This is a genomic window from Acidovorax sp. Root568, from assembly GCF_001427445.1.
In the GTDB taxonomy this organism is placed as follows: domain Bacteria; phylum Pseudomonadota; class Gammaproteobacteria; order Burkholderiales; family Burkholderiaceae_C; genus Acidovorax; species Acidovorax delafieldii.
Window position 1 is genome coordinate 364160 of record NZ_LMGP01000018.1, and the last position, 14327, is coordinate 378486.

General features: G+C 63.5%; 10 protein-coding genes. 5 read left to right on the forward strand and 5 right to left on the reverse strand.

Annotated features, from left to right (window positions below; translation table 11 throughout):
- Positions 1-86: 86 nt before the first annotated feature.
- Entirely contained in the window at positions 87-1019 is a 933-nt protein-coding gene (locus ASD75_RS19535) for a LysR family transcriptional regulator (protein WP_056747464.1), read from the forward strand.
- A gap of 83 nt (positions 1020-1102) precedes the next feature.
- On the opposite strand, the gene ASD75_RS19540 is transcribed toward ASD75_RS19535, so the two are convergent.
- Positions 1103-2026: a LysR family transcriptional regulator gene (locus tag ASD75_RS19540; RefSeq protein ID WP_056747465.1), complete on the reverse strand. Its 924-nt coding sequence runs from the start codon at positions 2024-2026 to the stop codon at positions 1103-1105.
- A 132-nt stretch (positions 2027-2158) separates the two neighbouring features.
- Between ASD75_RS19540 and ASD75_RS19545 the strand changes: the two genes are divergently transcribed.
- Positions 2159-3139 (forward strand): bile acid:sodium symporter family protein, encoded by a 981-nt coding sequence (locus ASD75_RS19545; RefSeq protein WP_056747466.1) that lies wholly within the window; start codon positions 2159-2161, stop codon positions 3137-3139.
- 68 nt (positions 3140-3207) lie between these two features.
- On the opposite strand, the gene ASD75_RS19550 is transcribed toward ASD75_RS19545, so the two are convergent.
- From ASD75_RS19550 to ASD75_RS19565, 4 genes are all read right to left on the reverse strand, one after another.
- Entirely contained in the window at positions 3208-4863 is a 1656-nt protein-coding gene (locus ASD75_RS19550; protein ID WP_056747467.1) for a Na/Pi cotransporter family protein, read from the reverse strand.
- 232 nt (positions 4864-5095) lie between these two features.
- Positions 5096-5599: a signal peptidase II gene (gene lspA / locus ASD75_RS19555; protein WP_056060982.1), complete on the reverse strand. Its 504-nt coding sequence runs from the start codon at positions 5597-5599 to the stop codon at positions 5096-5098.
- Positions 5599-8484 (reverse strand): isoleucine--tRNA ligase, encoded by a 2886-nt coding sequence (ileS, locus tag ASD75_RS19560; RefSeq protein WP_056747468.1) that lies wholly within the window; start codon positions 8482-8484, stop codon positions 5599-5601. Before ileS ends, lspA begins: the two co-directional genes overlap by 1 nt.
- A 113-nt stretch (positions 8485-8597) precedes the next feature.
- On the reverse strand, positions 8598-9650 hold the full coding sequence (locus ASD75_RS19565; RefSeq protein WP_056747469.1) for a bifunctional riboflavin kinase/FAD synthetase: 1053 nt from the start codon (positions 9648-9650) through the stop codon (positions 8598-8600).
- A gap of 167 nt (positions 9651-9817) precedes the next feature.
- On the opposite strand from ASD75_RS19565, the gene ASD75_RS19570 reads away from it, so the two are divergent.
- The 3 genes from ASD75_RS19570 to ASD75_RS19580 all read left to right on the forward strand — a co-directional run bounded on the left by ASD75_RS19570 (position 9818) and on the right by ASD75_RS19580 (position 14223).
- Positions 9818-10375, forward strand: coding sequence for an HNH endonuclease (locus tag ASD75_RS19570; RefSeq protein WP_055401504.1), 558 nt, complete (start codon positions 9818-9820; stop codon positions 10373-10375).
- A gap of 792 nt (positions 10376-11167) precedes the next feature.
- Positions 11168-13585 (forward strand): IPTL-CTERM sorting domain-containing protein, encoded by a 2418-nt coding sequence (locus ASD75_RS19575; protein ID WP_056747470.1) that lies wholly within the window; start codon positions 11168-11170, stop codon positions 13583-13585.
- A gap of 98 nt (positions 13586-13683) precedes the next feature.
- Positions 13684-14223: a DUF3617 family protein gene (locus ASD75_RS19580; RefSeq protein WP_056747471.1), complete on the forward strand. Its 540-nt coding sequence runs from the start codon at positions 13684-13686 to the stop codon at positions 14221-14223.
- Positions 14224-14327: the final 104 nt, after the last annotated feature.

Sequence of the window (14327 nt, forward strand, 5' to 3'; positions counted from 1 at the left end):
TCAAAAACCTGTGGATGGAGGCAGTGTCCGCGCCAGGGCGATCCAATGGAATTGCTGAAAATGAGTGCTTGGCTATACATTTATGTATGGACCAACCGGATCGCCATGACATTGGCTGGGAGCTGTACCGTTCGTACCTCGGCGTGCTGCGAGAGGGCTCCTTGTCGGGCGCCGCGCGGGCCCTGGGAGTGACGCAGCCCACCGTGGGCCGCCACATTGCCGCGCTGGAGCAGGCCCTGGGGCTGGTGCTCTTCACGCGCTCTCAGCAGGGCCTGCTGCCCACCGAGGCCGCGTTGGCCCTGCGCAGCTACGCCGAAGCCATGGGCCACTCTGCGGCGGCGCTGGTGCGCGCGGCTGACAGCCAGGGCGACGGCGTGCGCGGCACGGTGCGCGTGAGCGCCAGCGAGGTGATGGGGGTCGAGGTGTTGCCGCCCCTCCTTGCACAGTTGCAGGCCGAGCACCCCGCATTGACGGTGGAGCTGGTGCTGAGCAACCGCGTGCACGACCTGCTGCAGCGAGAGGCCGACATCGCCATCCGCATGACCGAACCCCGGCAGGACGCGCTCATCGCCCGCCGCGTGGGCACCATCCCGCTGGGCCTGTATGCCCATCCGCGCTACATCGCCGCCCAGGGCATGCCCGCCACCCTGGCCGAGCTGGCGCAGCACCGCCTGATAGGCTTTGATGCAGAAACCCCTTTTCTGCGTGCGGCCCAAAAGACCCTGCCTGTGTGGCGGCGAGATCGGTTTGCCGTGCGCAGCGACAGCGATGTGGCGCAGCTGGCCTTTGCCCGCGCAGGCGCCGGCATCGGCATTTGCCAGGAAGCACTGGCCCGGCGCAGTGCCCCCGCACTCGTGCGGGTGCTGCCGCAGCAGCTTCAATACGGGCTGGAGACCTGGGTGGTGATGCACGAGGACCTGCGCACCAGTCCGCGCTGCAGGCGCACGTTTGATGCGCTGGTGGTTGGGCTGGAGCGGTACCTTGTCGAAGGACTAGGCAGCGACGAATCTGCCGACTAGTCCGCTGAATCGGATGGGTGTGGAAGGCGGCGATCTATTGGGCAGCTGAAGATGCCCATGGAAGTACCTTGGGAGCCGTTTTTTCAACGGCCTTTGTTGCTAATAGCCTGCGTGCCATTGCGCTGCACTGCCACCGTTTTCACCAGGTCCCAGGCCGCCTGCGCCACGGGCGAGAGCGCGCGGTGCCTCCGGTGTACCAGCATGATCTCGCGGTCTACGCGCGGCACCAGGGGGCGCACCGCCAGCCGTGTCAGGCCTTCTGGCGGGAGCGCCAGGGTGGGGATCACCGAGATGCCCAGGCCTGCGTCCAGCATGCGGAAGATGGTGGTGGGGTGGCCCACCTCCTGAGCCACCGTGCAGGTCACGCCGTGCTCGGCCAGGGCGCGGTCGATCAGGCGGCGGCTGCCGGATTCGTGGTCCAGCAGCACCAGCGCTTCGCCCTGCAGGTCGGTCCAGCGCACCTGGCGCTTGCCCGCCAGCCGGTGGTCGGGCGGGCAGGCCAGGCAAAAGGGTTCGGTAAGGATGGTCTCGCAGTGCAGCGCCTCGCGCTCGCTGGGGTCGATGACCACGCCAAAGTCCACCTCGCCCGACAGCACGCTGGCCAGCACTGCGCTCTGGATGCGGTCCAGCAGCACCAGCTCCAGCCCAGGCAGGGTGCGCTGGCAGTCGGCGATGCAGTCGGGCATGAGGTTGGCCGACAGCGTGGGGCTGCTGGCCACACGCACGCGGCCGCGCCGCTTGGTGGCCAGTTCCCGCACGTCCAGCAGCGTGTTCTCCAGCTCCTCCAGCACACGCGGCAGGCGTGCCGACAGGCGCTGGCCCGCATCCGTCAGAGTCACTTCGCGCGTGGTGCGGTTGAGCAGCTTCAGGCCCAGCTGGGCTTCCAGCTCGGTGATGCAGCGGCTCACGGCCGGTTGGGTCAGTCCCACCGCATCGCCGGTGCGGCTGAAGTTGCGGGTGGCGGCCACCGACTGAAACACGTGCAGCTGGCGCAGAGTGATATTCATGCGCTCGAATCATAAATCCATCAGAGAAATCCATTTCTCTTTGGAATCAGGCTGCGGTCCAATGCGTGTCTTTGGGGTTTGTGTGCCCCATGTCCTTTTTGCATTTTTTGCGCTGCCGCTGCGCTGTCACCCATGGCCCGTTCCCGTTTTCTCCCTGACAACTTCACCCTGGCCTTGCTGGGCACCGTCACCCTCGCCAGCGTGTTGCCCGCATCGGGCGTGGCGGCCCAGGCGCTGGAGGGGATCACCGTGGCTGCGGTGGCGCTGCTGTTCTTCTTGCACGGGGCCAAGCTCTCGCGGGACGCCATCGTGGCGGGGCTCTCGCACTGGCGGCTGCACCTGGTGGTCGTGGGCACCACGTTTGTGCTGTTCCCGCTGCTGGGCTGGGCGCTGCGGCCGGTGCTGCTGCCGCTGGTCACGCCCGGGCTTTACACCGGCATCCTGTACCTGTGCGTGCTTCCAGCCACGGTGCAGTCGGCCATTGCGTTCACGGCCATGGCGCGCGGCAACATGCCGGCGGCCATCTGCAGCGCGTCGGCCTCGACCCTGCTGGGCATTGTGATCACACCGCTGCTGGTGGGGCTGCTGCTGCCCGAGGCGCAGCAGCAGGCTGGCGCTGCGCAGCATGACACGCTGGCCAACATCGGCCGCATCACCTTGCAGCTGCTGGTGCCCTTTGTGGCGGGCCACCTGCTGCGTCCGTGGATTGGCGGTTTTGTGCAGCGCCGGGCGGCAGCGCTCAAGCTGGTGGACCAGGGCTCCATCCTGCTGGTGGTGTTCACCGCCTTCAGCGCTGCGGTGGTCGAGGGGCTGTGGCGGCAGCTGCCAGCGTCTGCGCTGCTGGGCCTGGTGGTGGTGTGCGCCGTGCTGCTGACGCTGGCGCTGGTGACCACCACCTGGGTTGCGCGGCGCATGGGGTTCTCCAAGGAGGACGAAATCACCCTGGTGTTCTGCGGCTCCAAGAAGAGCCTGGCCAGCGGTGTGCCCATGGCCAAAGTGCTGTTTGCGTCGCACGCGGTGGGCGCCATCGTGCTGCCCATCATGGTGTTCCACCAGATGCAGCTGATGGTGTGTGCGGTGCTGGCGCAGCGCTATGCGCGGCGCAGTGTGTAGACGCTAGTTTGCTATCTTTTATGTAGCTGAAAGCGCATAGGGAATATACGCCTGCAGCCCAAAAGGCTTCAACTTTGTTCGTTGAGCGCGCGCAGGCGGCTGGGCGCCAGGGCGCCGGCCGATTCCAGAATGGGGTAGGCCACCGAGCACAGCAGCGAGTTGATGCGCTTGAGCTCGCTGATCAGGTCGATGTGCAGTGAACTGGTCTCGATGCTCTGCACCGTGTTGTCTGACAGGCGTGCCAGGTGGGTGGCCGAATAGGCGTGTTCCAGGTCGCGAAAGCGCGCTTTTTCTTCGAGCAGCTTTTGTGCGTCACGCACGCTGCCGTTCAAGAACACGCTCATGGCCAGCCGCAGGTTGTCGATCAGGCGGGCGTGCAGCTCGTTGATCTCTTCCATGCCCGCCTCGGAGAACTGGCGGCCCTTCTTGATCTTCTTGTCCTCGATGTCGATCAGCACCCGTTCGATGATGTCGCCGATCTGCTCCATGTTGATGGTGAAGCTGATGATGTCGGCCCAGCGGCGGCCCTCGCGTTCGTCCAGGGCCTCGCGCGAGATCTTGGTCATGTAGTACTTGATGGCCGAATACAGGCCGTCCACCTCGTCGTCGAGCTTGCGCAGGTCTTCCGCCAACTGCAGGTCGTCCGTGCGGATCACCTTGTGCAGGCCCAGCAGCATTGATTCGACCACGTCGGCTTGGTGCAGGGCTTCGCGCGCCGCGCATGAGATGGCGAGCGATGGCGTGGCCAGGGCGGATGGGTCCAGATGCTGGGGACGGGTGCCTGCGGCCGCCTGCGCCTTTTCAACCGGCAGCAGGCGCTGCACGGCCCGCGCCACCGTACCTGTCAGGCCAATGCAGACGATGCCCACCACGATATTGAAGGCCAGGTGGAACAGCACCACCAGGGCGGCGGTTTCGGGCACATAGGGCCGCACATGTTGCAGCCACAGGCCGGTAAGCGGCGTCATGATGAGCACGCCAATGATCTTGAAGAACAGATTGCCCAGTGGCACCTGGCGTGTCTGCACGTTGGACTTCATGGTGGTCAACACCGCCAGCACACCGCTGCCCAGGTTGGCGCCCAGCACCAGACCCAGCGCCACGTCTGCCGGAATACCGCCCGAGCCAGCCAGCGCCGCTGTGAGCAGCACGGTGGCGAGGCTGGAGTACGCCACGATGGCCAGAATGGCGCCGGTAAAAATCTCCAGCAGCAGATCGCTGGTGAGCGCGCCCAGCAGCGTGCGCACGGTGGGCGACTGGGTGAGCACCGTGGTCGATTCGGTGATGAGGCGCAACGCCAGCAGCATCAGCCCCAGGCCGATCAGCACCCGGCCCACGCGGCCCACGGCGGTGTCCTTGCGCGAGATGAACAGCACCACTCCCACAAAGATGAACAGGGGCGACAGCCACGACAGATCCATGGAGAACACCACGGCCATCACGCTGGTGCCCACGTCGGCGCCCAGCATCACGGCCAGCGCCGCAGGCAGGCCCACCAGGCCCTGGCCCACGAAGGACGACACGATGAGCGCGGTGGCGGTGCTGGACTGCACCACGGCCGTCACGCCAATGCCGGAGAGCACAGCGGTGAAGCGGCTGCTGACGCTGTGCGCAATCAGCTGGCGCAGGTTCGCGCCGAACACACGCAGGATGCCGGTGCGCACCAGGTGGGTGCCCCAGATCAGCAGCGCCACGGCTGCCAGGAGATTGAGGAGATGCTTCATGAAAACCGTTGTTTCTTCTTCTTGTGATGGGCGCAAACCCTGCGATGACCAGACCCAGGGGCCAATGCAAGAACCGCGCACACCGGGCTGTCATAAAACTGACACATAAGCATACTCCTGATTCCATAGCGCTGGAGCAGATGCCCATGTCGGCGCTGGGTGCGTTGCTGCGCACAAACAGCGCGGCCCGCATGCAGCGGGCCGTTCAAGGGAGAGCAAAGCCAGCGTGGCCTCAACGCTCGCGCCGCACCCGCAGCAGCTCGTCCAGGATCAGGCAGGCCGCACCCACCGTGATGGCCGAGTCCGCCAGATTGAACGACGGGAAGTACCAGCCCGCGTAGTGGAACTGCAAGAAGTCCACCACATAGCCGTGCATGAGCCGGTCCACCACGTTACCCACTGCTCCGCCGAGGATGCTGGACAGCGCAAAGCTGAACAGCTTCTGGCCCGGGTGCGCGCGCAGCTGCCACACGATGAAGATCGTGGCCGCCGCGCCGATGCCGGTGAACAGCCAGCGCTGCCAGCCGCCCGCGTCCGACAGGAACGAGAACGCTGCGCCAGTGTTGTGCGCGCGCACGATGTTGAAGAAGCTGGTGATGAACGTGGAGTCGCCCAGCTGGTAGTGGTTGAGGATCAGCGTCTTGGTGATCTGGTCGGCGCCCAGAAGAAACACCGCCCACGCCAGCCACGGCCACATGCCCGCGCCGGTGCGTCCGGCCTGTGCTGTGCGCGCCATCACGCGTGCGCCCGGCTTTCGCCGTCGCCGTGGAGGTTGCTGGTGCAGCGGCCGCAGATGGTGGGATGGGCGGCATCGCTGCCCACATCACTGCGGTAGTGCCAGCAGCGCTCGCACTTTGCGTCAGAGCTGGGCTTGACGCTGATCTGCAAAGCGCTACCAGCTGCCAAATCGATAGCGGATGTGATGAATACGAATTTCAGGTCATCGCCCAGGCTGGCCAGCAGTGCGTGGTCCTCCGGCGCAGCCGTGAGGGTGACGGTGGCCTGCAGCGACGAGCCCACCTGGCCTGCAGCGCGCAGCGCTTCGATCTCCTTGTTGACCGCATCGCGGATCTCGCGGATGCGCGCCCACTTGGCCAACAGGCCTTCGTCGGCACCGGCACCCACGCCCGCCACGTTGCCGTAGGTCTCCAGGAAGATGGAGTCGGAGTTGCCAAACACCTTCCACGCCTCTTCGGCCGTGAACGACAGGAACGGCGCCATCCAGCGCAGCATGGCGTGCGTGATGTTGTAGAGCGCGGTCTGCGCACTGCGGCGGGCCAGGCTCTTGGGCGCCGTGGTGTACAGGCGGTCCTTGAGTACGTCGAGGTAAAAGCCGCCCAGGTCTTCCGAGCAGTACAGCTGCAGCTTGGCGACCACGGGGTGGAACTCGTACACCTTGTAGTGGGCCAGCACTTCGGCCTGGAACTCGGACGCGCGGGTGAGCGCATAGCGGTCGATCTCGAGCATCTGGTCAAACGGCACGGCATCCTTGGCCGGGTCGAAGTCGCTCACGTTGGCCAGCAGGAAGCGCAGTGTGTTGCGGATGCGGCGGTAGGCGTCCACCACGCGCGCCAGGATCTTCTCGTCGCCTGCGATGTCGCCCGAGTAGTCGCTGGCGGCCACCCACAGGCGGATGATTTCGGCGCCCAGCTTCTTGTTGATCTCCTGCGGGTCGATGCCATTGCCCAGCGACTTGCTCATCTTGCGGCCCTGGCTGTCCACGGTGAAGCCGTGGGTCAACAGGCCGCGATACGGCGCGCGGCCTTCCAGCGCGGATGCCAGCAGCAGCGAGCTATGGAACCAGCCGCGGTGCTGGTCATGGCCTTCCAGGTACAGGTCGGCCTCGGGGCCGGTGTCGTGGTGCACGTTGGGGTGCGTGCCGCGCAGCACATGGCTGAACGTGGAGCCCGAGTCGAACCACACCTCCAGGATGTCGGTGCTCTTCGTGTAGCAGGCCGCGTCCTCGGCGCCCAGGATCTCCTCGGGCGTCACGCGGCTCCAGGCCTCGATGCCGCCCTTCTCCACAATGGCGGCCGCCTGGTCCATGATCTCCATGGTGCGCGGGTGCAGCTCGCCCGAATCCTTGTGCAAAAAGAACGGGATGGGCACGCCCCAGCTGCGCTGGCGCGAGATGCACCAGTCTGGACGCCCGGCGATCATGTCGTGCAGGCGCGTCTTGCCGTTCTCGGGGTAGAAGCTCGTGTGTTCGATGGCGTCCAGCGCGATCTGTCGCAGCGTCTTGGCAGGCTTCATGCCGGGCTGGGTGAACACGCCTTCGCCCTCGTCCATGCGGATGAACCATTGCGCGGCCGCGCGGTAGATCACCGGCGTCTTGTGGCGCCAGCAGTGCGGGTAGCTGTGCGTGATGTCCTTGGTGGCCATCAGGCGGCCGGCGTTGCGCAGGGCTTCGATGATGACGGGCACGGCCTTCCAGATGTGCTGGCCGCCAAACAGCGGGAAGTCGGCCGCATAGGTGCCGTTGCCCTGCACGGGATTCAGGATGTCGTCCAGTGCCAGGCCGTGGGACACGCAGGAGTTGAAATCCTCCAGCCCGTAGGCGGGCGAGGAGTGCACGATACCGGTGCCATCGTCGGCCGTGGCGTAGTCGGCCAGGTACACGGGGGACAGGCGCTGGTAGCCTTGGGTGCCGTCTTCGCTCTTCACGTCGTACAGCGGGTGCTCAAATTCCAGCCCGCTGAGGTTCTTGCCCAGGGTGGTGGCCAGCACGCTGCCTGTGAGGCCATAGCGCTCCAGACACGAGGCCACCAGCGGCTCGGCCACCAGCAGGATGCGCTCGCCGGTGTCCACCAGGGCGTAGCTGATCTCGGGGTTCAGGTTGAGCGCCTGGTTGGCGGGGATGGTCCAGGCGGTGGTGGTCCAGATGACGACGAAGGCGTCTTTGGTCAACGCGGGCAGGCCAAACGCGGCCGCCAGCTTGGCAGGCTCGTGCGCCTTGAACGCCACGTCGAGCGTGGTGCTCTTCTTGTCCTGGTATTCGATCTCGAACTCGGCCAGCGAAGAGCCGCAGTCAAAACACCAGTACACGGGCTTCAAGCCGCGGTACACAAAACCACGCTCCATCACACGTTTGAACGCGCGGATTTCGCCCGCCTCGTTGGCGGGGTTCATGGTCTTGTAGGGGTTGTCCCATTCGCCCAGCACACCCAGGCGCTTGAAGTCCACCATCTGCTGCCCGATTTGCTCGGTGGCAAACGCACGGCTCTTGGCCTGCATGTCGTCGCGGCTCAGGTTGCGGCCGTGTTTCTTCTCGATGGCATTCTCGATCGGCAGGCCGTGGCAGTCCCAGCCCGGCACGTACAGCGCGTCAAAGCCTTCGAGCTGGCGCGCCTTGGTGATCATGTCCTTCAGGATCTTGTTGACCGCGTGGCCCATGTGGATCTGGCCGTTGGCATAGGGCGGGCCGTCGTGCAGGATGAACTTGGGCGCGCCCCGGCGGGCGTCGCGCAGGCGCTTGTAGATGCCTTGGTCTTCCCATTCCTTCACCCAGCCCGGTTCGCGCTTGGGCAGATCGCCGCGCATGGGGAAGGGGGTGTCTGGCAGGTTCAGCGTGCTGCGGTAATCCGTGGCGGTGGATGCGGGGGTACTGGCGTTGTCGGACATGAAGGAGCCTTAAAACGGGGCATTCCGGGGCAGGCCCGGAGCAATGCGGGGAAACAGGGGGCGAAACGCGGGAGGTGTAGTGCCTGCAGGGCAGGCGCTGCGCAGGCAGCCCCCTAAATTCGGTCGCGCGTGGTCTGGCGCCGGGTCTCGGTGTGGTTGGGAGCGGCGTGGGCCGATGCAAAGTAGGCGCGCGCATCCGCACAGTCTTTCGCGATACCCGTCGTCAGGGCGTCCAGACTGTCGTACTTCAGTTCGTCGTGCAGTTTGTGCAGTAGTTCCACACGCACGATTTTACCGTACGCCCCTTCGGCACCCAGTTCGGCAGGCCAGTGCAGGCAATGGGTTTCCAGCAGCACGCGGCCGCCGTTCACGTCATTGGGGTCCAGGGAGGGGCGCACGCCCAGGTTGGCCACACCCGGCAAGGGCTCGCCAGCGAGACCATGCACCAGTACGGCAAAGATGCCGCTGGCGGCGGGTTTCCAGTGCGCAAACCGCAGGTTGAGGGTGCGAAAACCGTCGCCCGCGCCTTCCGCCCTGGCGCCCAGTTCGCGCCCCAGCTTGCGGCCATGCACCACATGGCCGCTGATGGTGTAGGGCCTCCCCAGCAGGCGTGCGGCCGCCTCCATGTCGCCCGCCGCCAAGGCCTGGCGCACGGCGGAACTGGACACGCGCAGGCCGTGCACCTCGTAGCTGTTCATGCGCGCTACGTCGAAGCCCTTGGCTTGCCCGGCCGCGTCCAGCATGGCGTAGTCGCCCGCTCGCTGGCTGCCAAAGCGGAAATCGTCGCCCACCAGCACGTAGCGGGCACCCAGGCCGCGCACCAACACCTCGTCGATGAAGGCCTCGGGCGACCGTGCGGCCAGTCGCGCGTCAAACGGTAGCACCACAGTCTGCTGCACACCGCAGCGTGCCAGCTCGGTGAGCTTGTCTCGCAGGGTGCCGATCCGGGCTGGTGCGAGTTCCGGCTTGTGGTGTGCACCGGCAAAGTAGTCGCGTGGGTGGGGCTCGAAAGTGAGCACACAGCTCTCCACCCCCCGGTGTGCGGCCTCGCTGTTCAACAGGGCCAACATGGCTTGGTGACCTCGGTGTACGCCATCGAAATTACCGATGGTCAGCGCGCAGGCGTCAGCGATGCCAGGGTGGTGGAATCCGCGAAAGATCTTCATCGGTTTGTTATCTTTTTGATAGCGGTCTGTGCAAGCGCAATAAGCGCAGGACGCCAATTTGTCATGAAAACGGAGTATATTGTGACCCACGGCTGGCCCCGCGCAGGGCTGCCCGCGAGACATCTGCGTTCCGATCCTTGTGTACTTTGTGTTCCAGGAGGCGTGTTTTGAAGGTCTTGAAGCTGTCAGCCCAAGGGCTGCCCCAATCGTGGATTTCGCTGGAGCAGGCGGTCATTCATTACGCCGCCGGGGAAGTGCGCTGGGAGTCTGGTGCCCAGATTGCCCGGTTCCGGGGCGGGCACAACGCCATCTCGGGTGAGCAATCGGTGATCGCTATCAACAGCATCATCGGCACCAAGGGCGTGCCCAGCATCAATCCGTTCGAGCTCAAGCCCAGCCTGACCAACAGCAAGCTCTTTGCCCGCGACCGCAATGTGTGTGCCTACTGCGGCGGGCACTTTCACGAAGAGGACTTGACGCGCGAACACATCGTGCCCTTCGCCCGCAATGGCCAGGACCACTGGATGAACGTGGTCACGGCCTGCCGCCCCTGCAACCACCGCAAGGGCCCCCGCACGCCAGAGCAGGCGCACATGCCGCTGCTGTATGCGCCCTATGTACCCAGTCTGTGGGAAGACTTCATCTTGCGCAACCGGCGCATCCTGGCCGATCAGATGGAGTTCTTGATGGCGCACGTGCCGAAGTCATCGCGCCTGCTGGCTTAGGGCTCCTTTCGCGCGTCCTTGCAGCCGCTGACGTGGTTAGCCGTTCGTGTAAGTGTTTCGTTTCAGAGAGATTTGCTTGCCATTTCTACGGGACCGTAGAAGGGTCGTCATAACCTGTGCTCTGGGTGATTTCACTTGCCACCCCCAATCGGTACCAGCCCATTTTTCGAGTCAATCGAGCAAACCTGGGGCCTGGTCGGGCGCAACCGGCAGGAGCTCACCCAGTCGAACCAATGCCTGCATCGTGTTGTCTGCGTTTTATGACAGTGCCCCCTCCTGAAAAGGCTGCATGCGGATTCCGAGACATTGATATGCGGACCCGGCCGCGCGTCAATGCAGCACGCTGATACCTGTACATCCGACGCGTTCGCGACGCCTCGGTCGGGGCTTGAGGTTGTAGGGGGCGCTATGGCTTCCATCTCAAAAGGAGCGCGGCGGATGGCAGGCGCTTGCCAGGTTTCGTGTCTGCCCTGCTAAGGCGTTCGGATGGCTTCCGGCCTGGAAGTATCGAGCATCGTGCGTGAAGGGGTTTCACCTTGTCCACCAGCGCTTGTCCGCCTGCTCTGTGTGTGTGCACCGGTCAGGGTGTTGTTATCTGCGGGATTGAATGTTAACTATTGTCAGAAATGTATCAATAGTTAATTGAATCTCGCTATGCTCCCGTGGCGGCCCCTTTTTAGAGGCCGTGGCTCCGTGAATGGGCTAGCTCAGCGTTAGCCGTCGGGGGCAATTGGGAGGGGCGCCTGCAACTGGGTGGCCTGATCGAAAACAAGAAACGAAAGAGCGAATTCCATGAAGGACGACTGGATGCCGGTGCAGGTTGCACGCGGTCGCGGGCTGCTGCGCGATTTTTCTAACGTATTGCGGAGCGCCGCAGTTGCGTTGCTTGGCGGTGTGATGATGACCCAGGCTGCTATGGCTGGCGTGGTCAACGGGGGGTTTGAAGACTCCACTGATTTTGCGGGATGGACCAAGCAGTCCTACAACTTGCAGACGGGGGGGATCACCACATTTCCACCGACGCAAAAGTCGCATCTGAACTTGTCGGCGCCCGTATCCACGTTTGATCTGTCTGCGGTTCTGCGCGGCTCCTCGGAAAGTCTGAACGACGCCAACACCAATGGGTTGTTGAAATTTCCTCGCTGGGGCAATGCTGTCGCGCGCGTTCACAACCAGTTCGGAGCTGATCCCGGCTCTAACCAGGACAAGGCCAGTTCGATCGAGCAGACAGCCACGATGACGCTGGCGGATGTGGATCCTTCTGACGGCAAAATCCACTTGCGTTTTGCCGCCGCGCCCGTTTTGCGTGCACCCGCCCACGCTGACAACTTGCAGCCGTACTTCTTCATTCAGGTGACCAATGTCACCAAGGGAACTACGCTGTTCACTACTTTCAATTTCTCGAATCAGCCCGGCATTCCCTGGCAAAGTGGCGTGGGCGACTACAAGTTCACCGATTGGCAGGGTTTTGATATCGCGCCTGGCAATGGTTTCCTGGACGTAGGGGACTCCGTCAAGATAGAAGTGATTGTCGCCGGGTGCCAGCCCAGCGGGCACGAAGGTCATTTGTACCTCGACTCCGTCGGCGCGTTCATTCAAGGTCTGGCTGTTACCGCAGTGGGGCCCACCACGGCCAAGCCGGGTGACCAGATTACTTACACCTACACCTACACCAATAACAGTGGGGTGATATCCAACAACACGACGGTGACAGCAGTGATGCCCAAATCGGGCAACAACCTGGATACCACCTTTGTGTCCATCCAGCCGAATGGCGGTACTTGCTCGCTGCCGACCGTGGGGACGGCAGATGCGCCGGTGGTTTGCAATTTCGGTACCCTCAACAACGGGGCCAGTGGTTCGTTCACGGTGACAGTCACGATTCCGTCGGGTGCGAGTACCTCCAGCCCGACCAACGTTGTCAACAACGGCAACTACAAGATCGCATCTGACGGCACCAGTGCGTTCCTAGGGCCTCTGTTTCAGACCCAGGTGGTGCCGTTGGCAAGTTCTTTGACCGATCTGGGTATCACCATTTCTGATGGAGGTGTCTCAGCTGTGGCAGCGGGCAGCACAGTCACCTACACCGTGGTAGTGACCAACAACGGACCTACCGCTGTGGTGGCTGCGCCCGTCTCGCAAACTGTGTCCGGATTGGGCGCGGTCGCATGGACCTGTGTGGCCAACTCTGGCGCAGCTTGTGGTGCCGCTAGCGGGGCGAACTCCATCACGGACGCCCCCTCATTGCCGGTCGGCGCCTCCGTCACATACACGGTCACAGGTACTGCAGGTGCCGCAGGAACCACGACATCCACCACGGTGAATGTCGCGGCTCCCGCGGGTGTCACGGACAGCAATGCAGCCAACAACGCCGCAGCGGATACCAATGCCGTAGGCACCCTGTACGCTGTAGGCCTTTCGAAAAGTGGCACGGGTACTGGCACCGTGACCAGCGTTCCAACAGGGCTCAGCTGTGCAGCTGCGTGCACATCTGCATCCATGAGCGTGGCAAATGGAACCACGACGATTCTGTCTGCAGTCGCTGCACCGGGCTCCGTTTTCACCGGTTGGTCGGGGGCGGGATGCTCGGGAACGGGGACTTGCACTGTCAACGTGTCGGGCGCTAGTGCCAACGTCATTGCTACTTTTGCGCTGGTCCGTACGGTCACACCAGTGGTGGGCGCTAACGGCACCATCACTCCGGGTACACCTACAACGGTGGTATCTGGCTCCACGGTGACATACACCATCAACCCCGATCCGACCTATGCTCCGCTGATCACCGGGAACTGCCCTGGTGTGCTTTCTGGCAACCAGTACACCATATCCCCCGTGAATGCTGATTGCACTTTCAACGTGGCATTCACCAACGCAACGGCCACCGTGACTTCATCCGTCAATGGTGGTAACGGTGGCATATTGGCTGCTGGTGCACAGACGGTGGCACTGGGTTCGCAACACACGTTCACCCTGACGCCCAATGCGGGCTACGTGGCGCGTATTTCGACAAGTGGAACCTCTTGCCCGGGAAGTCTGGTGGGGAATACCTTCACCACGAATGCGATTGCAGGCAGTTGCACAGTGGTTGCTTCGTTTGTGTCCGCCTCCAGCATTCCCACCTTGTCGGAGTGGGCGCTCATCGTGATGGCCCTGGCGCTTGCTGCTCTGGGGTTGCAGCGACTGCCTGCAGGTCGCAGACTCACGCACTGATCCGTCTATTCTTCATTGCTGCGGCATGCCCGATGCCCACCTCGATCGCAGGTGGGCATTTGGTTTTTGGTCTGTCCGCAGCGCACTCGGATGCAAGTATGAAAACTTTCGCCATCTTGGCCCTGGCTGTTGTTGTGAATCAGGCCGCGTGGGCACAGACTCTGCCCACACGCAAGGCAGGACTCTGGGAGGTATCTATCCGCCCCGAGGGTGCTGCAGATACTGCAGTGCTTAAAGTATTGCAGTGCACGGACCGCGCAACCGATGCGCTGACCTTGATGTCGATTGCGCCCGGGCAAGAAAACTGCGGCAAGCCTAGTGTTGCGCGGCTCAAGGAAAAAGGACATCGCATTCGCACCGCCTGCCATGTGCACGAACAGCGCGTGGATACCGTCGTGGAGTTGAAGGGTGACCTGAAGTCACGCTATGAAGGGCGTCTGGAAACTCGATACCCCAGCATGGCCTCCCAAACACCACCGCCCAAGGTGTTTGAAGGGCGGTGGCTGGGTGAGTGTCGCGCAGGGATGCGGCCCGGCGACATGCTCTTGCCCAACGGTGTCACGGTGAACGTGGTCGATGATCGCAGGCGCGCAGAGGAGCGTCGGGACCATCACGACCACAAGGGACACAAACACTGAATGTGCCTGGCTGCCGTTGCCACACACTTGGTTGCTTGAATGAAGGGCCTGTCGGCAGACAGGCGGTGGGCAATGGGTGTGTTGCCCATTCAGTCTTTTGGAGG